A 23890-nucleotide genomic window follows, 5' to 3' on the forward strand; every position below is an offset into this window, starting at 1 on the left:
TTCAGCACAAACGCTCTCTGCGCCTCCATGAATTTACTCTTCTTCATAGAACTCTCCTTCTCCCGCACGCGGGATCATAAATGGAAAATTCCAGCTCTGATCGATCCAGCTTTCGGGCAGCAGGTCACTATCGGCTCAGGAACAAGGTCCCGGCAGCACTGATGGAATTGCCAGGCGCATCCAGCCCGTCTGTGTGAGCAAAAGCGCGGAAAATCTCGCCCAGACCTGGGACACTTTCGGCTAGCACATCAAAAACCCGCAAACTCTTGTTACCAACGAGGCAGCATTGGGGGAAGGTCAGGACCAAATTTCTCTGAACGACAGCAATAGTTGATCAAAATAATTCCAATCCATTTCCCGCCTCTGTAGCTGGCATTGGAACTTCATTTTGTATGACCTCATCAGCCCGCGCTTTCTGCATCGCACGTCCGCTGGCTGGCCAGAACATGATGTGGCGCGCCGCATCTCCACCGAGAGAGTGTTTCTCACAGTGAATGCCTTCTTTCTGAAGAAAATCGAGCGTGAATTCACTGTTCATCCTGCCGATATCACTCAGGCCGGCCACCATCCTGGCCCCGCCGAATGCCTTGGCGCGCAAACGATCCCGGCTGCCGCCAAGCTTGAGAATATCGTTGATCAATAGCTCCATTGCGTTGATCCCTGCCAGGTTGCAAACGCCGGTACTGTTGGTGCTGACAGTCAAAAGCATGTGGTTCATGCCGCCAACCCGCGCGACAGGGTCCCAAAGGCAACACGAAACGCAGGATCCCAGAATGGTGGTTATCACCTGATCGGGATGTCCACCGACGGCACGTTCGCCTTGAGTAATATGCCTACGATCCTTGCTCATTGATTGTCCGCCCGAGAGAGGTTTTTCGCCGATTGTTTTGTGCCAGTGTGACCCAATCGAATGGCATCACCCAGCCGGTGTATCGGAAGTTGATGTTGAACGGCACCAATGCTGAAAGCCGCGCGTGGCATACCATAGACGACCGAGGTTTCTTCATCCTGACCAAATGTCACTGCGCCTGCCTCAGCAAGTTTCAGCATCCCTTCTGCACCATCTCGACCCAGACCGGTCAGAATCGCCGCCGTCACACGACGCGCTTGCGGGACCGCAGAGTGAAAAAGATGGTCGACCGAAGGACAGTGAAGCATTTCGGGATCGTTATCCACAAACCGGCATTGCCATCCATTGGCCCGCTGAATGACCTCTGTATGGCGTCCAATGCCTGGGGCCAGCACAACGTCGCCACGTTCAAAAACCACGCCCTCTTCCGCCAGCCTGACGTTTTGCGGCAGCTGACGCTGCAAGCGCTCTGTAAAGCTTTGCAGGAAGTTTCCTGGCATATGCTGAACAATCACAACAGGCGGCCCGATCGGATCCAGCCGCGGCAAAACCGCTTCGATTGCGGAGACACCCCCTGTCGAAGCGCCAATCACAATCAGCGAAGACCGACGGCAGGATATCCCACTCAGAGCAGGCGATGCGCCTGCACCGGGCGGCGTGTCATGCGGGTCCGGATTGCCCATTTGCAACCGGGCGACATTGGTACAGGCCGCTTGGTATACACGGTCACAGATGTCACGTGAAAGATCTTGATCAAAGCCTTTGGATGGCTTGAGAATACAGTCGATGGCCCCCCGCGAGAGGGCCTGTATGGCAGCATCACTGCCTTTGCTCGTCAGGCTGGAGAGCATAACAACCGGCATCGGGCGCGCGCGCATCAGACGGGTCAAGAACTCCAGACCGCTCATGCCGGGCATTTCGATATCAAGCGTCAGAACATCCGCTGCATTGCGGCGCAGGAAATCCCGCGCCTCAACGGCATCACATGCCTCACCGACAATCTCCAACCGCCGGTCAGAAGAAAGCACGGTCCGCAGCCAGGCCCGTATGACCCGCGAATCGTCTACGATAAGGACCTTCTTGGCCGGTTCGGAAGCAGAATGATTTGATGATGAAAAAAGCGCCAAGACATCTTCCCCAAAACTGCAGGCAACGCACCGCCCAATTGGCACGCCTTGTGAGCTATGCGGCAGATAAGTGAAGGCTGGCTTAATAGGGTCGAAGAAAATGGGGCGTGTTTCTAATCAATTTCGAACTGCGGTCCAGGAATTCATCAAGTATAATAAGTTAAATATAATAAAAACAAATAGTTAAGAGTATCTTTTTATGTGGACTCAGGTTCGATCAACTGACGCGAGATGATAACGCGCATGATTTCGTTGGTACCCTCAAGGATCTGGTGAACGCGCAGGTCGCGCACGATCTTTTCGATCCCGTAATCGGCAAGATAGCCGTAGCCCCCATGCAGTTGCAGGGCTTGATTTGCGACGTCAAAGGCCACATCGGTAACATAGAGTTTTGCCATGGCGCAAAACCTGCTGGCGTCCGGCGATTTGCTGTCGAGTTTCCAGGCCGCCTGCCGCAAAAACACACGGGCGGTTTGCAGCTTGACTTCCATATCGGCCAGTTTGAATTGCAACGCCTGAAAGCTGTTGATTGCGGTCCCAAAGGCCTGGCGCTCACTGGTGTAGGACAGGGCCGCGTTCAATGCTGCCTGCGCGCCGCCCAAGGCAGAGGCGGCGATGTTCAGACGTCCCCCGTCAAGCCCCGCCATGGCATAGGAAAACCCGCGCCCTTCCTCACCAACCAGGTTTTCGCCGGGCACCTTGCAGGCGTCGAATTGCACCTGTGCCGTGGGCTGCGCGCGCCAGCCCATCTTATCCTCCAACCCGCCAAAGGAAATCCCGGTGCGATCCGCTTCGACCAAGACAGCGGAGATGCCGCGCGGGCCCGGCTCTCCGGTACGCACCATGGTGAGGTAAACATCGGAATAGCCGCCGCCCGAGATAAACGCCTTGGTGCCGTTCAGGACGTAGCCCTCGTTGTCGCGGTCTGCGCGGGTGCGCAGGGCGGCGGCGTCCGACCCTGATCCCGGTTCGGTCAGACAGTATGAAAACACCGCCTCCATACGGCACAGAGGCGGGAGCCATCGGTCCTTGAGCGCCTCAGACCCATAGGCGTCGATCATGCCGCCGCACATGTTATGGATCGACAGAAACGACCCGACGGAGGGACAAGCCATTGCAAGGGCTTCGAAAACAAGCGTGGCATCAAGCCGGTTCAACCCCGACCCGCCGTGGTCTTCAGAGACGTAGATCCCGGCAAGACCCAGTTCGGCCACCTTTGGCCAGAGGTCTTTCGGGATCGTTCCGGCTGCCTCCCAGGCGCGGGCGTGCGGGGCGATATGCTCTTGTCCAAAACCATGGGCCATGTCGAAAATGGCCTGTTGTTCTTCCGTCAGTGCGAAATCCATATGCGCCTCGTCCCTCTTTGCCCCCGCACAGGGATAGCATCCTCCTCTCAGCCTGCAAGGGGCTCTCAGTAACCGGTCATCTCCAGATAGCCCTGACCGCTATGGGTTCCTTCGATCCGGACGGGCCCTTCCCAATAGGGGATCGAGGTGGTCATCCAGGCGGATCCGTTCAACGCCGATACCGTAACATCGACCCCTTTGTCGGGCAATTGCACGCGCCAGCGGGTCGGGACGTCGCGCCCTGCGACCCGTGTGGTGTCGAGCGGCGTGGCCAGGAAAGCGCCGTTGGGAAAGGCGGTTGTGGTCCCGTCAGGTTCGATCCAGGTGGCCTGGGTAAAATCGCTGCCATCGCTGTCATGCAGCGTAAAGCCCATCAGCCGGGGGCCCTCGTCAAAGACCATGGAGAACCAGTCCCAGCTGACCTGCGTCGCGGCCAGTGGCTGCGAGGCCCACTCCCGGTCCAACCAGGCGGTCCCGGTGACCTCGACAGGCCCGTCCGGCAGCATCAGCGTGCCCTCAACCGCATAAAAGGGCTGCGAGTAATAGTAACTTGCGCGCCCGCTGGCGGATTTCTGAGAAAAACCGTTCTCACCGTGAAACACCAGTGGTCCCTGCGCGGTGAGCGTGACCTGATAGCCGAAATCCGCCCCCATGGCCCGCATTTCGACCTGATCCAGCGTGTCGCCTGCCATATGCCACTCGTCAATCCAGGCCTCAAACGGCGCCGCCGTGACACCTGCCTGCCCGACCCCGCCGCGCGCGATCCGCTCCGCCACGAAATGGTCCTGCGGGGTGGTCACCGCCGCGTGCCCCATCCAGAGCTGAGGACTGTCCCAACCGGGGCGCTCCTCCGGGGCCATGGCGGAGCGAAAGAGCGTCCACTGCAGGCCGAAATCACGCCCCTGATCGTCCTTGAGGTTGGCGGTCACATACCACCATTCGATCTGATACGCGGGATGGGCCCCGTGATCGGCTGGAAAGGCAAAGCTGCCCCCGCGCTCCGGCTGCGCAAAAGCGTCCGCTGACTGGCCCAGGCCCGCAAACCCCTGCGCGACACCCTGACCCGCAAAAATCACAAGGAAAATAAATGCATACAGCATGCTTCTAACGTTCATTGCTAAACACCTTCAGCAGCCGTTGTGGATCGGTGCGGGCGAGTTTGACCGCCGGCCAGAGCGCCGCCAGGAAAGCGGCGACAAGCGTCAACCCCGCCAGACGCAGATAATCCAGCGGGAAAAAATACATTGGCAATCGCCACCCGAACGCCTCGACATTCACGACCGCCAGAAGCACCCAGGCAAGCAGCAGTCCGACCGGCACCGCCAACACGCCGGTCAGGGCCGCGAGGCACACCGCCCGCACCACCTCCAACCGGGAGAGAGCGGCCCGGGTCAGCCCCAGGGCCCAGACCGGAGCCAGCTGCGGCAGCCGCATCGTCGCCAGCGTCAGCAGGCTGATGAGAATGGCCAGCCCCGCCACCGACAGGGTCAGCACATTGAGGGCGGCGGTCACCGAGAAGGTCCGCTCAAACACCTGAAGCGAAAACGCCTTGAGATCGGTCTGGTTTATCAGCGCCTCCTCGTCCAGATCAAAGCGGGCGCGCAGCGCCGCCGCGAGCGCCTCCGGCTGATCGGTGCGCACCCCGAACCGCAGGCGCGGCACGTCCGGGTAGCGCGCGGAAAAGAGCGCCTCGCCCAGGATCATCTGGCCCGCGGAATTCCCATAATCGCTGTAGATGCCGATCAGGCGGTCGCCCGTGGGAAGTGTCTGGCCAATCCCCCAGCCCTCGCGCCGGGCCAGCTGTTCATTCACCAACACGCCCTCCCCGGCGGCGAGAGCGTCCCAGACATCCGGCGTTGCTTGCAGTAAGGGCCAGTGGGTGCGGTAGGTCTCATGATCGCGAATGCCGAACACCTCCGCCGGCAACCCGCCCAGACGGGTGTCCACGGAAACGATGGGCAGAACGGCATCGGCGGCGGTGCCCAGATAGCCCAGCAGCGCCTCGGCCTGCGCCGCGTCGCGGGCATTGAGGTAGAGCTCGGAAGCCAGCCGCTGGTCCAGGTAGGCGGTGAAGGTCATCCGAAAGCTGGACACCATCGTCGACACACCGATGTTGGCGGCCATCGCCAGCAACAGCGCCATCAGCGCCATGGAAAGACCGGGCAATTGCTGACGGCTGTCGGCCCAGAACCACTGCACAACGGCGCGGGTGCTGAGACGTTCGGCGACGCTCAGGCATTGTGCGAGAAACCAGGGGACGCAAAAGGCGGCCCCGATCAACAGGCACGCCAGCAGCGCAAAGCCCGCCAGAATCCCCTCGCCCCAAAGAGCAACAAGGATCCCCAGGAGGAACAACAGGACGGCCCCCCCGGCCAGCCGCTGCCCGGCCACGGAGGCCCCCACGCTCATCGCCCTTGGGTGATTGAAAGAGAGCAGCGGCATCTGCGCCAGCTTGAACAGGGCCGCCGCCGCGGCGATCGCGGTGCCCGCCAGCGCCATGCCAAGCCCCGAGGCCCACCAGGCCGCGCGCAGCTGCAACTGCCCCGCGACATCGGCTCCGTAAAGCCCCCGCAGCGTGGCGGCCACATCCGGCAAAAGCGCCGCGGCGATCAGATACCCAAGGGCAACCCCCGCCGCCCCGGCAAGCAGGGCGAACACCGTCAGCTCCGCCACCAGCAGCAGCATCAGCCGGTTGAGGGGCAGCCCCAGAGCGCGCAGGGTTCGGAAAACGCCGCGGCGCTGCTCAAAGGCGAGGCCGACCGCGCCATAGACGATGAAAATTCCCACCGCAAAGGACAAGAGCCCGAAAGCCGTCAGGTTGAGGTGAAAGCTCTGCGTCAGCCGGGTCACATCCGTTTGCACCCCGGCCTGCGCCACCCGGTATTCCGGCGGCAGCGGTGCGTGGTTCAGCGGCATCACGGAGCCCAACAGCAAGCGCTTGATCGATCCTTGTGGCCCCATGACCTGCTGCGCCTGTGCGATATCCATCAACACGCTGCCGCGCGGCCGTGTCGCGTCCGGGCGCAGGATGAGCGTTGATCCCGCGAGTTCGGGTATGTCGTCGGGATGCGCCATCGCCAGCGCCTCCGTTCCCAGCATGGCTGTCAGACCGCCTTCCTCTCCTGCGCTCTCGGGCAAGGCTGCGGGAAAGGTCAGAGGATCTATGCCGACAATGCGAAACGATTGCCCGTTAATGTCCACCTGCCCCTCCAGCACGGGGCTCACGGGCCAACCGAGCCGCCGCAGGCTTACGTACTCCGCAACGCTCAGCGCTGCCCCGTCGCGGCGCACCACACGGCTGACGTCCGCCGCCCCCAGCAGGTCCGAGGCCTGGGCGTAACTGGCCCGCGCCTCCGCGTTGATGGCCTGCACCCCCGACCAAAGGGCGGTAGACAGCGCGAGGCCCGCCAGCAGGGTTATCAGCTGCCACGGGTTGTAGCGCCAATGCGACCAAAGCGCCTGAACCCCCTGCCCGATCATTGCGCGGCTGCCGCTCCGGCACCGGCCGCTGACCTCTCACTCACCGCCCCGTGAGAGAGTATGAGCCGCCGCCCCATGCGGGCCGCCTGCCGGGCAGAATGGGTCACCATCAAGACCGCTGCCCCGGCTTCCTGAGCGCTTTCCAGCATCAGCGCCAGGACGGTGTCTGCGGTATCTTCATCCAGGTTGCCGGTGGGCTCATCCGCCAGGATCAGCCTGGGACGGGCCGCCAGCGTGCGCGCAATGGCGACCCGCTGTTGCTGGCCACCGGACAGTGCTTCGGGATACTTCTCAAGGTGATGCTCGAGCCCGATGCGGGCCGCCAGATGATCCGTCCACGCAGGATCAAATGCACCGCAAAGCCGCGCGTGAAAGGCAATATTGGCGCCCACCGTCAGACTGGGGATCAGGTTGAACTGTTGGAAGATGACACCCACGGTGCCGCGGCGCATTTTTGCCAGCTCTGTGTCGGAAAGGCGCGTGATCTCGGTGCCCTCAACCTCGATTGCCCCCTGCGTTGGTGCGTCGAGACCCGCGATCAGATGAAGGACGGTGCTTTTCCCGCTGCCGGATTCACCCTCCAACGCCAGTGTCTCGCCTGCGCCAAGGTCGAAAGAGACATCGCGCAGCACCTCAACAGCCGTCCCCCCCACGGAATAGCTTTTTGCAACATGTGAAAGTCTCAATACCATCTCTGTTCGCCCGGTTTCGTTCTACATGCCAAGAGATGGCGCAGTCCGGCAGGAACACAAGGGACGAGACGCGGTTAATCGACCACGGAACGCGGGCCAATTGCCACCTCTGTCTTCAGCATTTGAGACCACATCATCATTGCATGCTGATCAAAACATCAAGAACGCGCAGCAAATATCTGATTATGATATCCTTTCACAGGCAGTCAGCTACTGCCACAGCCAAAGCATCCGCACTGTTAAACCCGGCTTCGACCCGTCCGGCCCCGCACCAGTCTCCGGCAGCACCAAGCCCCTTTTGTGGGTCCACAAGACAGGGTTGCTCTGCCGGGCAGGCAACCTTTGCAAAGCGCCATTTGTGCAGCGACACATATTGCGCGCGCCCTACCTCAAGCCCGGTAGCCGCCGCCAAAGCATTGCTGAGGCGGGCGGTCACCGCCTGCGCATCGTCTTCCAAATGGGCCTCTGCCCAATCATTCGAGGATTGGCACAGGATGCTCGTGGCCTCGGACCGACCCGGTTTGGAGTTGTTCAGCGCGATCCAAGCGAGGGGGCTGTCGCGCACCACTGCCGCCTCCCATCCCGTATCAAGCGGATCGGCAAAGCCCAGCATCAGACTGTAGCAGCCCTGCATCCGGGCGGTATTCAGCGCGTCGCTTTCAGCAAATTCAACTGGCATGAGCTGTGCCGACTGCTCTGCGGGTGCCGTGCAGAGAACCCAGTCGTAGGGGCCATATCTCTCCCCATCGAGCGCGATGAGAGACCATGCCGCCCCGACCCGTTCAATGGCGGCAACGCGCGTGCTGCGCCACACCTTCTGGTCGACCGCCAGCGCCTTGCACAGCGCATTCATCCCAGGCAGCGCCACATAGCGCGGGGCTGTCCATGCCCGGCCCGATGCCTGCCCGGCGGTCAAATCGACCAGTTCCGGCGACCAGCGGGCGACGGTTCCATCCGCCAGAAAAGGGGTCAGAAATTCGCGAAATGCCGCGGTATGGGCCGTAAAGTACTGCGCCCCGTGATCGAACTGAAAATCTTCCGCACGCCGGGTCGACATCCGCCCGCCAAAGCCGCGTGATTTCTCAAAGATATCAACGTCCGCCTGTGCCACCAGACGCTGGGCCAGCCGCAACCCGGTGATACCGGCACCGATAATGGCAATGCGAGGGAGATGAGACATGATGGACCCTTCGTTTAATCTATCCAAGGACTTAGGCCGCTGACGCGTGGCGGCCAGCATGCCGCGCAAAAACGGCAGATGTCATCCCGCGGCGCCCACCCGGTCACCCGGCGGATTGAAGCTGCGCATCTGCCGCGGCTTGCGCGGCCTCTGCCTGGTCCCTGGTGTCGACCGACGATGACACGCGGCGCTGCCATTTCGATGTTTTTCTCCTGAAAGCCCTTCGGGATCGCATTCGGTGCTTCGCGCCGGATCAGGAATTGCTGGCCGGGTTCGGAGGTGAACTTGATCCCGATCTTGTAATCTGTCCCGATCAGGGCCACCGCGCCCTGACTTTTGAGCGGAGCCGGAAACTGCCCATCGAGTTCCGGGGATTCGAGCAACTCAACCCCTACTTTCTTGACCAGCTTGCGGAGTTTTTTCAGATCACTCGTCGAGCGAGACTTCAAACGACAGCTTGACCGCGACCCAGTCCCGGCTGTGGTTCTGGATCGTACCCATGGAACTGAACGGGATCGTAAAGACCGGCCCGCTGTGGTGACGCAGCCGCACGGAGAGCCGGCTGCCGCCCACACCTCCTTCGCCGTCGGGCAACTCCTCTGCACCCTCGCCCGCGCCATCCCTGGTGCCGTCGAAAAACGTGCCGGACGTCCGCCACGCGGAGACCCCGATCATGGTCAAGATTGCCGCACTCACCAGCCCCGGCAGGATGCGCTGCGCCCCGGTCAGATCTTTGGTGAAGGGGTCGATGTTCCGGGCATAGATGATGAAAAACGCCGTCCCGACAGTGATGGCCGCTTCCAGCAACGAAAATAGGCCCTGGATGCGTCCGGCCTGCTTGCCTTCTGACGAGGACAACAGACGATCCCGCCGGATGCCGGTACTTCGAAAAGGGACGGGCCGGCACAATCGCTGCAAAGGATCGGTTCCGCGCATTTACTCCCTCGCTGAGCGCACCGGTCAGATTGCCATTGGCCTGTGCAAGGATCTGCAGCACCAGCAAGAAGATGCAAATCGCAGGCCAGGCGCGCGCGGTGAAGCCGACCACCTTGCAGGGCCCTTCCCTGTCTCGGCGCATGACGTGCCTTGCTTCCTCGTCCAGCAGGCCGGACGGGTGACTGCGTGCATCGCGAGAGCCTGTCAAAAGCGCCAGGATGACGAACCGGACCACCATCCCCGATCCGATCAGGACAGGGGCGCCTCGGCCAAGTGGCGGATCGGATCCATTTCCGTGACCGCCAGAGCACCCCGGCTTAGTCTGAGCCACCCTCGACGCTCAAATTCCTTGAGCTGGCGTGAAACCACTTCCCGGGCGGTGCCCAATTCGACGGCAAGCTGTTGGTGAGTGAGCTGAAGGATGCCATGGGCGTCGAGCAATTCCAGGATCTTCTGGGCAAGCCGAATATCCAAACGCTTGAAGGCGACCTCCTCGATCACGACAAACAGATCGGCAATCCGCTTCGAGTAGGCGTCAAAAATAAACGCGCGAAACTCCTTTGACAGCGATATCAGCGTATCGAAGTCATGGCGCGGGATCAGCATGGCTTCGACATCAGTCTCCGCAATGCCCTCGGCCGAATAATCCTCGAAGGCCAACAGACAGTCTGTCGTCAGAACGCAGCTTTCGCCCGACTGCACGCGGTAAAGGACAATTTCGCGGCCCGTCTCGGAGAGCTGTTGCACCCGCACAGAGCCCGAGACCAACAGCAGAAGATGCCGCGCGGGGCTGCCTGGGCCAAAGACGACAGACCCCTCGGGAATCCTGACAGACCGTGCCTTTCGGTCCAGAAGTTCCGCCGCCTGATTTGAGATACCAGAAAGTCCGGGGAAGGTAGCACGCCAATTTGAAAAGGTCAGCATCTGTCTTGATCCGTTTTCCGCGCATCAATACCGCAACAGAGGGTTGAGTCCTTTGATATTTGTCAACGGCCTCGCAGCACGCAGTGCCAAAAAGAGCGAAACAGAATTGGAGATGTCCGGATGGATCGTACCAACAAGACTGCAGTGGTCTATTTCTCACTGACCGGTCATTCACAGCGATTGGCCACACGATTGGCACGGGCCTTGGGGGGTGAGCTGATCGCACTGAACGCCCCCTCTTACCGGTCCGGCCTTCTGGGCTACCTGCATGCCGGTTTCGACAGCGTTCGGAAAAAATGTGTTCTGGCGCCGCAACGCTTTACCACCCTTGCAGATTTTGACCGGCTTGTGCTTTGTGGTCCGGTCTGGACCTCCTACCCCGCCACACCCTTGCGGGCCCTCTTGCGCTCGGACATTGACCTGCCCGCATCGGTCAATGTGTTCCTGACCACCGGCAGCCAGTCCTCCGCGGAAAAGGCGTTGACCGTCGCGGAACAGGATCTGGGGCGCGCCCTGACGGCCACCGCATTTCTTGTCAACAGCGCAGAAGGGACCGAGCAGGAGAATACCGTGGTCGAGGCGTTTTTACGCACTGTCGGCGCCGTGGCCCAAGATGAAGCCAGTTGAAGATACCGCGTGAGATGACCGTATCCCAGAAGATTGCCGGGATGGACAAGCACCCGACCGCGCCTGGCAAGGCCCCTGCGGTCCGCAAGCTGCCAAACCATTGCGACGATGACTGTGCGCGCATATTGCCAAGTGCTGTGAGCGGAGACCGTCGCCCAGCCACGCCCCGAGGCGGGGTACATTCGGAAAGGTCGCGGCGGTGACGGCAAAGTCGAATAACATCAGGGGGCTGGATGCCGTTTGGCATTCGATCATCGGGCAGTTTACCGGCGGCCTGTCGCCAGCCGCCCTTGCCACCGCCTATACGGATTGGTCTTTGCACCTGCTGGCCTCGCCGGAAAAGCAGGCAGAGCTGCTCAGCGCCACTTTGACCGCCGGGGCTGCCGAAACCGCACAGGACCCACGCTTTCAACATCCCAGCTGGCAGACATTGCCCTACAACCTCTATGCACAGGGGTTTCTGGCCGTTCAGAACTGGTGGGACAAGGCAACCGGCGACATGCCGGGGGTAGACCCCAAACATGCACGCATGATGAATTTTGCCGCCCGCCAGTGGCTTGACATGATGGCACCCACAAACTTTGCCCTGACCAACCCGCAGGTGCTGGAACGTGCGGTGGAGGAACGCGGGCAGAACCTCATCCGCGGGACCCGCTACTGGATGGAAGACTTCAACCGGATGATTTCGGGCCACCCCCGGCGCGCCAGCGTGCACAGCGTTGGCACCGATCTGGCCACGACGCCCGGCGACATCGTCCTGAGAAATGAGCTGGTCGAGTTGATCCGGTACCGGCCGACAACCGAAAAACTCTATCCTGAACCGATCCTGATCGTGCCCGCCTGGATCATGAAGTACTACATTCTGGACCTGACCGATCAACGATCGCTTGTAGCCTATCTTCGGGACCAGGGGTTCGAGGTCTTTATCCTGTCCTGGAAGAACCCGGACGCCGCGGATGCGGAGCTGTCGATGCAGGATTACCTTGACCTCGGCCCCCGCGCCGCGCTGACGCATCTCAGGCAGCTGGGCGCAACGCGGGTGCATGCCGTCGGGTACTGTCTGGGCGGCACGCTGCTTTCCATCGCGGCTGCGGCCATGGCGCGGGATCAGGATCGCACACTGGCTTCGGTCAGCCTCCTGGCCTCGCAGGTGGATTTCTCCGAGCCCGGCGAACTGAGCCTTTTCATCAGCGAAAGCCAGGTGGCCTTTCTTGAGGATCTGATGACCACCCAAGGCTATCTGAAAGCCGACCAGATGGCGGGGGCCTTTCAACTGCTGCGCACAAATGATCTGATCTGGAGCCGCGTCGTGCGCCACTACCTGCTCGGGGAACGTACAAAGGACAACCCCCTGATGGCCTGGAATGCGGATGCGACGCGGATGCCGGCCAAAATGCACTCTGAATACCTCAGACGTCTGTTTTTGGAAAATGCGCTGGCGAAGGGCCGGTTCAAGGTTGATGGTGCCTCGGTCGCCCTCACTGATATCCGCTGTCCGATCTATTGCGTGGCAACAGAACAGGACCATGTGTCACCCTGGCAATCTGTCTACAGGCTGCTGATGCTTACCGACACGGATGTGACCTTCGTGCTGACAAACGGCGGCCATAACGGCGGCATCCTGTCCGAGCCCGGCCACAAGAACCGCCATTACCGCGCAGCGCACAAAACGGAAGGCGATGCGCATGTCACGGCGCCCGACTGGTTCGACCGTCATGCGCCTCATGACGGGTCCTGGTGGACGCATTGGTCGGAGTGGATGAAAACCCAGAGCGGCGATGCGGTGGACCCCCGCTCGCCGCCCGTAAAGTCCTATGGAAGCGCACCCGGCCACTATGTGCTTGGATAGGTTCAGGGTGTCTTGTTGCCCGGTGTCGGGGCGAATGCCTTGGCGCCCATCTCAACCAGTTTCCCGGTTTCGGCCTGATATTGATCCAACGCTTTCCGAATGAATTCCGCCTGGATCTGCTGAAGGTCCGCCACGTTCTTGCAGTGCAGTATTTCATGCTGGGTTTTCACATCTTCCTTGATCCGCTCCGCCACGAAACTGGCCATCTCGGCCCCCATATCGCTCAGCGCTTCCACCCAGGCCGTGCTGGCCCCCATGAAATTTCCAAGGCCCGCTTCTTGAAGCTGCGAAAGCGCGTTCAAGGGTGTTTCGCTGCTTGGCTTTGATTCCTTGTCTTGTTTATTCGCCATGTCTGATCCTCCAGTGAATGTTGGCTGATTTGAGAATAATCCAACTTGGTGCGGCGCTGATTGACATTGCTCAATGCGCCCGCGCACCGACAACAGGTATCGAAGGCAGGCCACCCCAGTTGGAGAGTTCTTTTGCCAACCTTCAATCACGACTCTGGCCTGACGCCAGAGCAAGTACAGGCTGCGCGGGAACGTTCCGGCTGGAACGAGTTGCCGGTCGCAAAGACCGCCAGCGCACTTGGGGTCTTCTTGCGGCAATTCTCAAGTTTCTTGATCATCATCCTCATCGTCGCTGCCGGCGTGGCGGTTGCGCTCGGAGAGGTCCTGGATGCCGCAACAATCGGCGTTGTGGTCTTGCTCAACGCCGTCTTGGGGTTTGTGCAGGAGTGGAAGGCGGAGACCGCCCTGGCGTCGCTGCGCAAGATGCTGGCCCCCAAGGCCATGGTCATAAGAGACGGTGAAGAGCAGGTCATTCCCGCCCGCGAGGTTGTGCCGGGGGATATTCTTGTTCTGTCTCCGGGCATCAAGGTCGCCGCCGATGCAGTATTGCTCCGCGCCTCCGAGCTGCGCGCGGATGAGAGCATCCTGACGGGGGAGTCGGTGCCGGTTCCCAAATCACCCGACGCCGCAGAACCCGTCGTTTTTACAGGCACCGCAATCGTTGCCGGGCGCGGCGAAGCCCGCGTCACCGCGATCGGGGCAAATACCGAATTCGGCAAGATCGCCGATCTGACAGGGGCCGTCGGACCCAAGGTCACGAACCTTCAGGTCAAGCTGGGCCAGCTTGCGCGCCAGCTGGGTATCGCCGCCATCCTGGTGGCTGCCGGGGTAAGCATCCTTGGCGTCGCTCTGGGGCGCGACATCGGTGAAATGGTTATGACCGGGTTGTCCCTCTCTGTCGCAATGGTTCCCGAGGGGCTGCCTGCGGTGGTCACGATCACGCTGGCTCTCGGGGCAACGGCGATGGTGCGCCAGAACGCTCTGGCCAGACGCTTGCAGGCCGTCGAAACGCTTGGTGCGGCGTCGGTCATCTGCACCGACAAAACCGGCACCCTCACCGAAAACAAGATGACCGCCACCCATATCTGGACGGTGGATCGGACCTACGACGTCACGGGGACGGGCTATGACCCGGCAGGACATATCGAAGCCAACGGCCAAAGACTTCGAGCGGGTGACGACCCTCTCTTGGCGGCCGTTCTGCAAACCGGGCTGTTTTGCAGCCACGCCCGCCTCACCCGGCAAGGTGACACATGGACCATGACCGGTGCGCCGACCGAAGGGGCCCTTGTCACCCTGGCTTACAAGGGATGGTGCGCTCCTTCGCAGGAGCAGGCCCTTCTGGCCGAGATCCCTTTCAGCAGCGCCCGAAAGCGCATGAGTGTTCTTTATCAATCGCCTGACGGCATGGTGGTGCTGTCCAAGGGCGCGCCCGAGCAGATACTGGAAATCTGCTCACGCATCATGGGCCAAGATGGCCTGCAAGACCTCACGCCCGAGCACATTGCGACCATAAACGCAGCCTACGCTGACTTGGCAGCCCGGGGTTTGCGGGTCATTGCGCTGGCACAGCGCAGCACCGCCGATCCCAAGATCGTCGAGGAAGACCTGACATTTCTGGGGCTTGTCGGCCTTATCGATCCGCCCAGACAAGAGGTGAAAGCCGCCATCGCCTCGGCAGTGTCGGCCGGGATACGTGTCATCATGATCACCGGGGACAGTCCGATCACCGCAACGGCCATCGCAAACCAGCTGGCACTGGATGTGGAAACCCCGCTCACGGGAGCAGAGCTCGACCAGTTGACCGATGAGGCATTGGCCGAGCTGCTGGCCCAAAACGTGCTGTTTGCCCGCACGAAGCCAGAGCAGAAGATGCGGATCGTCGGAACGCTGCAAAGCCAGGGTCAGATCGTGGCAATGACCGGTGACGGCGTCAATGACGCCCCTGCCCTCAAGAAAGCAGACATCGGCGTGGCCATGGGTATTCGGGGAACGGATGTTGCCCAGGACGCCTCGGATCTGGTGCTGCTGGATGACAACTTTGCCACGATTGTAAGGGCGATCGGCGAAGGCAGACGCCAATTCGCCAACGTCCGCAAGTTCGTTCGGTACCTTTTGTCCTCAAATGCGGGAGAGGTCATCGCTCTCGTCGTCAACATCGCCATCGGTGGCCCGCTGATCTTTCTGGCAACGCAAATCCTCTGGATGAACCTCGTCACCGATGGGGTGACCGCCGTTGCGCTCGGCATGGAAAAATCCGAACCGGACCAGATGCAACACCCGCCGCGCCGCAAGAACACACAGATCCTCGGTGCGGGGGGCATTCTGTCCATCCTCCTGCTGGGCCTTTACACCGGCGGGGCCAGCCTCTGGATCTTCTTTCAGCTTTTGGATCAGGGGGTGGAACTCGCCCGCACAACCGCGTTTACTGCCATGGTCTTTTTCGAAAAAGCCAGTGTTTTTGCGTTCAGATCGCTCCGCCTGCCGGGCTGGAAAATCGGCTGGTTCAGCAACCCTTTCCTGCTGGCCGCGCTCGCCGTGACCCTGAGCGCGCAGGTTCTGGCGGTCTATTGGCCTCCCCTGCAGGCGATGCTGCGCACCGTGCCGATCGGCCCTGCGGAATGGCTGTGGATCGCGATTTTTACAATCCCGATCCTGATCGTTCCCGAAGTTTTGAAGGCGCTGGCGCTATGGCATCAGCGCACCACGTAATAGGCGACGAGGCTGGCCAGAAAGGTGATAAGCACGAGGATGGAATCCAGCCCGAATGTGCCGATTTTGGGTTTGCGCCGGACGATCAGCCCGACGAGATAGATTGCGGTGACCGCGATGCCAAACGAGAGCGCAAGGCTGACGGTCTGGGAGGTCTGTTGCAGGATGGGCCCCTCCCGAAACAGAATATCTGCCGGGAAAACCAAGACCAGCATGATGAGGTTGCTGCCAAAAATATTGGAAATCGCCATCGTGTAGGCCCCGATGCGAACCGCCGTGATGCTTGTTGTCAATTCCGGCAAAGAGGTCGCCACCGCCAGCAGCGTCACCCCGATAAACCCTGTGCCAAGGCCCGATTGCGCCGCGATGCGCTCGGCAAAAAAGACAAGCAATATGCCAAACAGGAGAATGGCCAGGCAGGCGACGATGGCTTGCCAGACAAGGGAGGCATTCACCGTTTCCGCCAGACCGGAAGGCGCCGGAAAGGGCAGCGGTTCAGGATCGGGCAGATCAACCGGCACCCAATCGCTCTCATTGTCATAGCGGCGCAAGAGCCAGACCGCCCCGGCATATGTCCCCACGATCAAAATGCTGCCAAATCCGACATTGTAGATCACAAAGGTTTCGCCCAGGCTGGTGATGATCAAGGCGACAGAGAGCAAAAGAACCAGTAATGTCGCCTCCAGAGCGTGATTGGCCTTGCGCGGGTAGTTGGTAATCGCACCACGCGCCCAAAAATCCGACATGGCAAGAATGGCCGTTTGCAGCGCAATACCGCCAAAGAGGTTGTTCAACACGAGATCACGCGCTTGCTGGGCCGCGGCGGTCAATGTCGTCGCGACCTCGGGCAGTGAGGTTGCCAAAGACAACAGCAGCAGCCCCACCAGCGATTTTGCCAGTTTGAACCGATCCGCCAGCGTATCGGCCAGATAGGCAAGGCGCGCCCCGGAGATCCACACCACAGCCGCGCAGCACAGGAACGCCAGCAGGCTCTGTATCAAGGAGGTTTCGGGAATACCCATGGCCTTGCGGTAGCGAATTTCCGCAAGAGCCATTTGATATCGCTCAATCCATGCCCCTGGCGCGGGTGAGAACATGCACCTATGCAACAAGAGCACGGTCACAGCCGCACAGAAATTGCCCAACGCCTGTCCTCCGGAAACCAAGCTGCGTATCTAAAAGACATGATCTACGGCGGCATCGACGGGGCCGTGACGACCTTCGCCATCGTGGCCGGCGTCGAAGGTGCGGGGCTCTCCCACGGTGTCATCGTCACACTTGGCATCGCGAATATCCTTGCGGATGGGTTCTCGATGGCGGCCAGCAACTACTCCGGCACAAAGGCCGAACTCGATGATCGCAAGCGGATTATTCGCATTGAGGAGCAACACCTTGAAGACCACAAGGACGGCGAATTGGAAGAGTTGCGCCAGATCCTGGCCCTGCGTGGATTATCCGGCGAGGTTCTGACACAGGCGACTGACCTGATCTCTCAGGACAAGGCAAAATGGATCGATCTGATGCTTACGGACGAATACGGCCTATCCAAGGATCAACCGCACCCCATCCGCGCGGCATTGGCGACATTCGGAGCCTTTCTCATGGCCGGGTCAGTGCCGCTGATTCCGTATGTGATCGAGATGAAAAACGCACTCCAAATATCTGTTTTTGCAACTCTTTTAACATTCTTCCTCATTGGCGCCTGCAAAAGCCGGTGGTCCCTGTCGCGGTGGTGGTGGTCGGGATTGGAGACTTTTGCAATCGGGGCCTTGGCCGCCTTGATTGCCTTTGGCGTTGGCGGGCTCTTTCATCTCGCAGGCGATTGAGCAAAATCAAAAAAACCGAGCCAACGTCATGATACTCTTACGCCAACGATGGGGCTTTTTATGTTCTCTAACTCGGTAAAACTATTCTCTATCAATGGCTTTCAGATCAAAATTGATCCTAGCTGGCTCCTCATCGCGGGTCTGATCACCTGGAGTTTATCGCGGCGTTATTTTCCCTCTGTCTTCCCCGGTGAGGCCTATCAGACATATCTCTTGATGGGCGTGATCGCGATGCTGCTGTTCTTTGCGTCCTTGCTGCTGCACGAATTGGCGCATTCGGTTGTCGCGCGCAGGCTGGGCGTACCCGTCGAAAACATCACCCTCTTTTTGTTCGGGGGCGTGGCGGAGCTCGAAGCCGAGCCGCAGTCGGCGCGTGTCGAATTCTGGGTGGCTTTGGCAGGGCCCGCGATGAGCCTTTGCCTGGCGCTGGGTTTCTGGTGTCTGGCACAGCTCGCACAGGTTTTCCCGGATTTTTCAAACGGCACAGCCGTTCTGTCATATCTTGCGCTGGTCAACCTCGTGCTTGCGCTCTTCAATCTGGTGCCGGCATTTCCACTGGATGGCGGGCGCGTCCTGCGCGCCTATCTTTGGCACCGCACGGGCGACGCGCTCAGGGCAACGGAAATCGCATCGAGATCCGGTACGATCTTTGCCTATTTCCTGATGGCGATGGGTCTCTTTGCGCTCTTCCAAGGGGCGCTCATCGCGGGAATGTGGCAGATGCTGCTGGGTGGGTTCGTTCTGTTCGCGGCCCGCTCAAGCTATCGCACGCAACTCGCCCGCAAAGTCTTTGAGGGGAAAACAGTAGAGACCCTGATGAACAGCGCGCCGATCATCGTCGCGCCCCAAATGACATTGGCCGAGTTCGTCAACAGGATCATGTTGCAACACCGGATCAGCTTTACCCCCGTGGTCGAAGACGGTGTTCTGCTGGGGCATATGGATCAGACGTTGCTGTCGGGGATTGATCGGGAAAACTGGGCAAATACGCACGTCGGTGATGTTTTTGCAGGGCTCGATCCCAAAACGACAGTCGCGCCGGATATGCCCATTCAGGACCTGCTGACGACAATCGCGGCCACGAGGAACCGCAAGTTTCTGGTTACGGAAGACCATAAGCTGGTGGGCGTCATAACGTTGGCCGATGTCACGGAGTGCCTTCAAATCGCGGATGCGCTTTATCATCAGTGAGGGGTTTTCTCAAAGATGCACCGAAGACTGAAGATGGCCCTCTTTCCAAGGCAGGTCCGCCCGGTCACCCGCACCGCACGTCGTTTAAGACGCAGGCCAAAGGCTGACACCAGTCATCATCACACAACCGACAAACACGCACATTTGGCCAGGTGATTGACCCGTTGCGTGGTACTGCCCAGCACCAGCCCGGCAACACGGCTCAGTCCCCGGCGCCCCGTTACGATCAGGTCCGCGCCGATCTCATCGGCACAGGCAAGCAATTCTGTCGCAGGATCCCCGTGCGGCATGCGGGTTTCAACACGTTTGCATCCGATGTCCCCCGCGATCTTCAACCCTTCGTCCAGGATCTTTTGACCGGCCTTTTCGGCCTCTTCAAAGGTCGGCACCAGGGGGGGCACGTGGTCTCCGTCACCTGCGCTGACAGCTTCTGCTGCCGTCTCTGCGCGCGAAACATGCACAAGTGTCACCGTCCCGGCATAGTATTTCGCCAGATCACAAGCGATCCGGGCCGCCGATTTGGCCTTTTCGGACCCGTCGAGGCCCACGATGATTTGTCGGAACATAACGGCTCTCTTTTCTGATGGGCGGTGCGGATCAGACCGCTATAACCGCACCCAGATGGGATTTTACGACGTCAATTGGCTGCGCGGTCAGGTCTTTTGCAACTTCCTCCACGATCACGTCTTTCAGACGGTCTTCCGCAACACCTCGCAACAACCCGAGCATCAGAGGCCCAGAGACAAGCACCAGACGGTGGAACCGCTTCTTATCCAAACTGTTGGACAGCCGACCCGCCACCTTCCGCGCAAACCGGATGTCGCTCTGCCGTTGAGGATCACCGGGGTCGACCGCGGATACCGCCGGACCGGCAATGCTGTGTCCGACCCCCGCCTTGTCGCGGGGTTTGTCCACGCCCTCCGCCCGCCAATGCTTATTCGCCAAGGGCTCCAGACCCTTGCCGGGACCTCGATTGACAAGGATCCTGACCTCACGCGTGTTTGCCAATACAATCCATGTCACAACAGGTTTCACGGTCCACTCCTGATCGGTTCGCACCTGCAGATTTGCAGATCGGATCAATTGAGCGTTGACCAATATCAATCTAAGCTTGCGTCTGCCGCGATGTAATCAGCAGGCGTCATAGGAAAGTGAGGGAGGCGATGACCAGGAGTGAGCGAGACAGTGCTTTGTTGCAGGCGATCCTCGAGGCTGCGGTCGACGCGATCATTGTGTCCGACCCGTCCGGCAGGATCATTCGCGCCAACCCGGCCGCCTGTCAGCTCTTTCAATATGAAATCGACGAGCTGGTCGGACAGAGCGTCAACACACTGATGCCGCATGCTCTGGCCAACCTGCATGACAGCTTTATGCAGCATTACCTTCAGACCGGCGAAAAGCGGATCATCGACATTGGCCGTGATGTTGAAGGCCAGCGCAAGGACAAGAGCGTCTTTCCCCTGCACCTCTCCGTGGGAGAGACCATCGCGGGTGGCCAGCGCATGTTCATCGCAATCCTGCATGACTTAACCCAACGCACCGCGACGCAGGAGGCCCTGGCGCGCTCCCAGCGGCTTGATGCGATCGGGCAGATGACCGGCGGCATTGCCCATGACTTCAACAACCTGCTCACGGTGGTGATCGGCAATCTGGAGCTTCTGGAGAACAGCGGTGCGAGTGCCCGTCAGTTGCCGCTTATCCAGGACGCCTTGAAATCGGCGGAACTCGGCGCCGATCTGACCTCAAGGCTGATGATCTTTGCCCGTCGAAGCAACCTGCATCCCGTTGGGGCAGATCTGCGGGTCCTGTGCGAAGACACGCTGGCGATCCTCAGGCGCACACTCGGGTCAAACTATGTGATCAGAACCGAGTTCGCACCCGAACTCGACAAGGTCATGATCGACCCGGTGCAGCTGCAGACAGCGTTGCTGAACCTCTCCTTGAACGCGCGCGATGCGATGGGGGAAAAGGGCGAGCTGCTGATAACAGTGTCAAATGTCTCGATAGACGACACCTATATCGCGCAGGAAACGGATATCGAACCGGGCAACTACGTGCGCCTGTCGGTCAACGACGATGGTGCCGGGATGGACATAGAGGCGCAGCGCAGAGCCTTTGAGCCCTTTTTTACGACCAAAGCCGACAGCGGCGGCACGGGCCTTGGCCTGGCGATGGTCTATGGGTTCGTCCGGCAATCCGGCGGGCATATCACGCTCTATAGCGAGCTCGGGCTGGGCACCAGTTTCGGGCTCTACTTTCCAGCGGTCTCTGCCACAGGTGAGCCCGCCAAAAGACCGCAAGAGGCGCAACCCAAATCTGAAAATCCGCTCGGACATGGCGAGGTTGTGATGGTCGTGGAAGACAACCCCAGAGTCCGCAAGCTGTCCGTCGAACGCGTTCGCGATCTGGGCTTTAAGACCGAAGAAGCCACCAACGCCGATGAAGCCTATCAGATGCTCAGATCAGGCGTTCACGCAGATGTCGTGTTCACGGATCTTGTCATGCCGGGTGATCTGAACGGCTATGATCTTGCCGGTAAGGTCGCAGAGGAATTTACCGGCATCAAAGTGCTTTTGACGTCTGGCTATGCCAGCGATGTGGTGACCGAGGCCATGGCGAACGGGCAGACATACCCGATTTTGCACAAGCCCTACCGGCAATCAGAACTGGCCGGCAGGCTTCAGGCACTTTTGGCCGAAGATGCCGTCGATTGAAGAGTTTTCACATCACAAGCCAGGGTGTAGCCGACGCCCCGCACGGTCTTTATGAGTTTCGGATCGGATGGGTCGCGTTCGATTTTTTTGCGCAGCCGGGCAATCTGGTTGTCGATTGTCCTGTCAAGGGGACTCCAGTTCTGCCCTCCTGTCAGATCCATCAGCTGATCCCGCGATAACACCCGTTTCGGACGTTCCAGAAACACGGTCAGCAATTTGAAATCGCCGCTGGTCAGCGCACAATCGAGCCCGGCGCGATCAATAAGCTCGAACCGATCCGGCGCAGCACTCAGGCCATCGAACGTGTAGCCTGAAATCTCGGGCGCATTCCGGGGCTCGGGTGAACCGTCTTCTTTCGGGGCCTTCGCCGCAGCGGCACCCCCTGTCCTGCGCAGCACGCTCCTGATGCGTGCGACCAATTCCCGGACATGAAATGGCTTGGTGATGTAGTCATCCGCCCCGACCTCGAGCCCGACCACGCGGTCGATCACATCATCTCTGCCGGTCACCATCACAATCGGAATCTGGGATTGCCGCCGGATGTCGCGCGCGACTTCCAATCCATTGTCTGCCCCCAGATGCAGATCCAGGGTAATCAGATCGATCTTGCTGGTCTCAATCGCCTCCAGCACTGCCGCAGCACTGGCAGCTTCGAGAACACGAAATCCCTCGTGTTCCAGAACGTTGCGCAGCAGCGCCCTGACCCTTTTGTCGTCTTCGACGACAAGAATTGTTTGGTGTCCCATAGACCGTTATTCGACCAACCCCGTGCCGACCCCCAGGAAGTAGATGCAGCCCTTATTTGCGGGTTTACGACTTGATACAAAACGATACAAAACCGTGCAGTTTAGTTATAACTCAGAATACAACACACGTTCAAGTTCGGCCGAATGCAAAATGGGGGCCGACAAAAATGTATGTCACAATACTGAGCGATGAGACGACCCGAAAACCATTCAGAACCCTCTCCAGCACAACAGCGAGATCACCCGAAGCCTACCTCAGAGCCGGATCATATCTCTATTTTGAGGGCGATTCCGTCGACTGGCTCTATCAGGTCAAGACCGGGGTCCTGCGGTTGACGCGCATGTTGGAAGACGGCCGCCGTCAGGTCATTGCCTTTGGGTATCCCGGTGACATCGTTGGCTTTCCGTCAGATGGCTTGCATCATACCGATTGTGAGGTTCTGGTCGATTCGCATCTTCAGCCCTACCGCAGATCCATGCTGGAAAGAGGCGATGGAGACCCCGACCTGCACCGCGAGTTGTTACAGGCCGCGCTGCGCGAGATCAGCGCCATGCAGGATCATTTCATGATGCTTGGGCGGAAATCCGCCGTGGAAAAGGTGGCATCCTTTCTGTGTGTCCTGACCGACCGCGTCGGTCAGGAGGTGGCGGGACACGTTCAGGTGGCGCTCCCGATGGGGCGCGGCGATATCGCGGATTTTCTGGGCCTGACCACGGAGACGGTCAGCCGGACACTCACGCAGCTTCGCAAGACCGGCGTTATTGCAATCGACAACATCCACACGGTCATTGTCCTGCAACCGACCGCCCTGATCAGCCTGTCTCTGGGAGATCGCGGGTAGCAGATCAAAAGCACGCGACCCCGCGGCCCCGGCAGAAGGCTTCACGCCCTAAGGGGCCGGCCAGAGGGCGCGTATCGCCGATGGCAAGCTGGCGCGGATATCGGCGATCTCACCCGCACTCACCTTGGTATTCAGCAGCTTGAAGACACAGGAGATGTCTTCGGCGCCACGATACTCTTCCGTATCCCCCAGACGGGTTTCGATAAAAGCAATGAAGTCGGCGCTTGCCCGCTCCTTGATCGGTGTTTTCTTGGGCACCCAGCCTTCAAAAAACATACCGCGGATCATCAGCGGAAGTTGGGCGGAAAACTGCGCCAATTCGTCCGGCATCAGATGATCCCGCAGGTGCTGAAGCGTGGCTCTGAGCAGGCTGAGCGCGCTGCGTTTTGACGACCAGTCCAGACGCCCTGCAAGTTCGTTGATCCACTCGTGGGTAATGTGAACAGAGCGGTCAATTACTTCTAAACCTTGTGCAGACATCGGCAATTCTCCTGGTAT

The 23890-nt window shown here is 59.9% G+C and carries 22 protein-coding genes; 7 read left to right on the top strand and 15 right to left on the bottom strand.

Features of this window, described 5'->3' with window-relative positions:
* Positions 1–334 precede the first annotated feature (334 nt).
* The 9 genes from H7847_RS10730 to H7847_RS10770 all read right to left on the bottom strand — a co-directional run bounded on the left by H7847_RS10730 (position 335) and on the right by H7847_RS10770 (position 10535).
* Positions 335–850, bottom strand: coding sequence for a chemotaxis protein CheD (locus H7847_RS10730; RefSeq protein ID WP_227269485.1), 516 nt, complete (start codon positions 848–850; stop codon positions 335–337).
* A complete protein-coding gene (gene cheB / locus H7847_RS10735) occupies positions 847–1878 on the bottom strand; it encodes a chemotaxis-specific protein-glutamate methyltransferase CheB (RefSeq protein ID WP_406675987.1) in 1032 nt (343 codons plus the stop codon). The genes H7847_RS10730 and cheB overlap by 4 nt, the downstream gene beginning before the upstream one ends.
* A 296-nt stretch (positions 1879–2174) precedes the next feature.
* The gene (locus H7847_RS10740) at positions 2175–3323 is read right to left on the bottom strand and encodes an acyl-CoA dehydrogenase family protein (protein WP_227269487.1); all 1149 of its coding nucleotides are present in this window, start codon (positions 3321–3323) and stop codon (positions 2175–2177) included.
* A gap of 65 nt (positions 3324–3388) precedes the next feature.
* Positions 3389–4438: a lipocalin-like domain-containing protein gene (locus H7847_RS10745; protein ID WP_227269488.1), complete on the bottom strand. Its 1050-nt coding sequence runs from the start codon at positions 4436–4438 to the stop codon at positions 3389–3391.
* A complete protein-coding gene (locus H7847_RS10750) occupies positions 4428–6803 on the bottom strand; it encodes an ABC transporter permease (RefSeq protein WP_227269489.1) in 2376 nt (791 codons plus the stop codon). The genes H7847_RS10745 and H7847_RS10750 overlap by 11 nt, the downstream gene beginning before the upstream one ends.
* On the bottom strand, positions 6800–7495 hold the full coding sequence (locus tag H7847_RS10755) for an ABC transporter ATP-binding protein (protein ID WP_227269490.1): 696 nt from the start codon (positions 7493–7495) through the stop codon (positions 6800–6802). The genes H7847_RS10750 and H7847_RS10755 overlap by 4 nt, the downstream gene beginning before the upstream one ends.
* A gap of 196 nt (positions 7496–7691) precedes the next feature.
* Positions 7692–8675: an NAD(P)/FAD-dependent oxidoreductase gene (locus H7847_RS10760; RefSeq protein ID WP_227269491.1), complete on the bottom strand. Its 984-nt coding sequence runs from the start codon at positions 8673–8675 to the stop codon at positions 7692–7694.
* A 426-nt stretch (positions 8676–9101) separates the two neighbouring features.
* Positions 9102–9533, bottom strand: coding sequence for a hypothetical protein (locus H7847_RS10765; RefSeq protein ID WP_227269492.1), 432 nt, complete (start codon positions 9531–9533; stop codon positions 9102–9104).
* Between the two features lie 327 nt (positions 9534–9860).
* Positions 9861–10535, bottom strand: coding sequence for a Crp/Fnr family transcriptional regulator (locus H7847_RS10770; protein ID WP_227269493.1), 675 nt, complete (start codon positions 10533–10535; stop codon positions 9861–9863).
* 120 nt (positions 10536–10655) lie between these two features.
* Here H7847_RS10770 and H7847_RS10775 point away from each other — a divergent pair, with 120 nt between their 5' ends.
* Both H7847_RS10775 and H7847_RS10780 read left to right on the top strand, forming a co-directional pair.
* Positions 10656–11162, top strand: coding sequence for a flavodoxin family protein (locus tag H7847_RS10775; RefSeq protein WP_227269494.1), 507 nt, complete (start codon positions 10656–10658; stop codon positions 11160–11162).
* Between the two features lie 199 nt (positions 11163–11361).
* Positions 11362–13011 carry a PHA/PHB synthase family protein gene (locus H7847_RS10780; protein WP_227269495.1) on the top strand — a complete coding sequence of 550 codons (1650 nt, stop codon included), beginning with the start codon at positions 11362–11364 and terminating at the stop codon, positions 13009–13011.
* A gap of 2 nt (positions 13012–13013) precedes the next feature.
* On the opposite strand, the gene H7847_RS10785 is transcribed toward H7847_RS10780, so the two are convergent.
* A complete protein-coding gene (locus H7847_RS10785) occupies positions 13014–13361 on the bottom strand; it encodes a phasin family protein (RefSeq protein ID WP_227269496.1) in 348 nt (115 codons plus the stop codon).
* Between the two features lie 132 nt (positions 13362–13493).
* On the opposite strand from H7847_RS10785, the gene H7847_RS10790 reads away from it, so the two are divergent.
* Complete coding sequence (locus H7847_RS10790; RefSeq protein ID WP_227269497.1) at positions 13494–16073, top strand: cation-translocating P-type ATPase; 2580 nt, start codon at positions 13494–13496, stop codon at positions 16071–16073.
* On the opposite strand, the gene H7847_RS10795 is transcribed toward H7847_RS10790, so the two are convergent.
* A complete protein-coding gene (locus tag H7847_RS10795) occupies positions 16058–17128 on the bottom strand; it encodes a sodium:calcium antiporter (protein WP_227269498.1) in 1071 nt (356 codons plus the stop codon). The genes H7847_RS10790 and H7847_RS10795 overlap by 16 nt on opposite strands.
* Positions 17129–17176: 48 nt before the next feature.
* On the opposite strand from H7847_RS10795, the gene H7847_RS10800 reads away from it, so the two are divergent.
* On the top strand, positions 17177–17899 hold the full coding sequence (locus H7847_RS10800; protein ID WP_227269499.1) for a VIT1/CCC1 transporter family protein: 723 nt from the start codon (positions 17177–17179) through the stop codon (positions 17897–17899).
* A gap of 60 nt (positions 17900–17959) precedes the next feature.
* Complete coding sequence (locus H7847_RS10805) at positions 17960–19090, top strand: site-2 protease family protein (RefSeq protein ID WP_227269500.1); 1131 nt, start codon at positions 17960–17962, stop codon at positions 19088–19090.
* A 119-nt stretch (positions 19091–19209) separates the two neighbouring features.
* On the opposite strand, the gene H7847_RS10810 is transcribed toward H7847_RS10805, so the two are convergent.
* Together H7847_RS10810 and H7847_RS10815 are read right to left on the bottom strand one after the other, a co-directional pair.
* On the bottom strand, positions 19210–19656 hold the full coding sequence (locus H7847_RS10810) for a universal stress protein (protein WP_227269501.1): 447 nt from the start codon (positions 19654–19656) through the stop codon (positions 19210–19212).
* 31 nt (positions 19657–19687) lie between these two features.
* A complete protein-coding gene (locus tag H7847_RS10815; protein WP_227269502.1) occupies positions 19688–20125 on the bottom strand; it encodes a host attachment protein in 438 nt (145 codons plus the stop codon).
* Between the two features lie 128 nt (positions 20126–20253).
* Between H7847_RS10815 and H7847_RS10820 the strand changes: the two genes are divergently transcribed.
* A complete protein-coding gene (locus H7847_RS10820) occupies positions 20254–21804 on the top strand; it encodes a PAS domain S-box protein (protein WP_227269503.1) in 1551 nt (516 codons plus the stop codon).
* Here H7847_RS10820 and H7847_RS10825 read toward each other — a convergent pair.
* A complete protein-coding gene (locus H7847_RS10825) occupies positions 21771–22550 on the bottom strand; it encodes a response regulator (RefSeq protein ID WP_227269504.1) in 780 nt (259 codons plus the stop codon). The genes H7847_RS10820 and H7847_RS10825 overlap by 34 nt on opposite strands.
* A gap of 167 nt (positions 22551–22717) precedes the next feature.
* Here H7847_RS10825 and H7847_RS10830 point away from each other — a divergent pair, with 167 nt between their 5' ends.
* Positions 22718–23392 carry a helix-turn-helix domain-containing protein gene (locus H7847_RS10830; RefSeq protein ID WP_227269505.1) on the top strand — a complete coding sequence of 225 codons (675 nt, stop codon included), beginning with the start codon at positions 22718–22720 and terminating at the stop codon, positions 23390–23392.
* Between the two features lie 48 nt (positions 23393–23440).
* Here H7847_RS10830 and H7847_RS10835 read toward each other — a convergent pair whose 3' ends face one another.
* Complete coding sequence (locus H7847_RS10835; RefSeq protein ID WP_227269506.1) at positions 23441–23872, bottom strand: DUF2267 domain-containing protein; 432 nt, start codon at positions 23870–23872, stop codon at positions 23441–23443.
* Positions 23873–23890: the final 18 nt, after the last annotated feature.

This window comes from Roseobacter weihaiensis, assembly GCF_020622345.1.
Classification (GTDB): domain Bacteria; phylum Pseudomonadota; class Alphaproteobacteria; order Rhodobacterales; family Rhodobacteraceae; genus Roseobacter; species Roseobacter weihaiensis.

Coding starts and splice junctions, on each gene's coding strand:
- H7847_RS10730 (WP_227269485.1), bottom strand. CDS start 850: ATGAGCAAGGATCGTAGGCATATTACTCAAGGCGAACGTGCCGTCGGT.
- H7847_RS10740 (WP_227269487.1), bottom strand. CDS start 3,323: ATGGATTTCGCACTGACGGAAGAACAACAGGCCATTTTCGACATGGCC.
- H7847_RS10745 (WP_227269488.1), bottom strand. CDS start 4,438: ATGAACGTTAGAAGCATGCTGTATGCATTTATTTTCCTTGTGATTTTT.
- H7847_RS10750 (WP_227269489.1), bottom strand. CDS start 6,803: ATGATCGGGCAGGGGGTTCAGGCGCTTTGGTCGCATTGGCGCTACAAC.
- H7847_RS10755 (WP_227269490.1), bottom strand. CDS start 7,495: ATGGTATTGAGACTTTCACATGTTGCAAAAAGCTATTCCGTGGGGGGG.
- H7847_RS10760 (WP_227269491.1), bottom strand. CDS start 8,675: ATGTCTCATCTCCCTCGCATTGCCATTATCGGTGCCGGTATCACCGGG.
- H7847_RS10770 (WP_227269493.1), bottom strand. CDS start 10,535: ATGCTGACCTTTTCAAATTGGCGTGCTACCTTCCCCGGACTTTCTGGT.
- H7847_RS10775 (WP_227269494.1), top strand. CDS start 10,656: ATGGATCGTACCAACAAGACTGCAGTGGTCTATTTCTCACTGACCGGT.
- H7847_RS10785 (WP_227269496.1), bottom strand. CDS start 13,361: ATGGCGAATAAACAAGACAAGGAATCAAAGCCAAGCAGCGAAACACCC.
- H7847_RS10795 (WP_227269498.1), bottom strand. CDS start 17,128: ATGGCTCTTGCGGAAATTCGCTACCGCAAGGCCATGGGTATTCCCGAA.
- H7847_RS10800 (WP_227269499.1), top strand. CDS start 17,177: ATGCAACAAGAGCACGGTCACAGCCGCACAGAAATTGCCCAACGCCTG.
- H7847_RS10805 (WP_227269500.1), top strand. CDS start 17,960: ATGTTCTCTAACTCGGTAAAACTATTCTCTATCAATGGCTTTCAGATC.
- H7847_RS10810 (WP_227269501.1), bottom strand. CDS start 19,656: ATGTTCCGACAAATCATCGTGGGCCTCGACGGGTCCGAAAAGGCCAAA.
- H7847_RS10820 (WP_227269503.1), top strand. CDS start 20,254: ATGACCAGGAGTGAGCGAGACAGTGCTTTGTTGCAGGCGATCCTCGAG.
- H7847_RS10825 (WP_227269504.1), bottom strand. CDS start 22,550: ATGGGACACCAAACAATTCTTGTCGTCGAAGACGACAAAAGGGTCAGG.
- H7847_RS10830 (WP_227269505.1), top strand. CDS start 22,718: ATGTATGTCACAATACTGAGCGATGAGACGACCCGAAAACCATTCAGA.
- H7847_RS10835 (WP_227269506.1), bottom strand. CDS start 23,872: ATGTCTGCACAAGGTTTAGAAGTAATTGACCGCTCTGTTCACATTACC.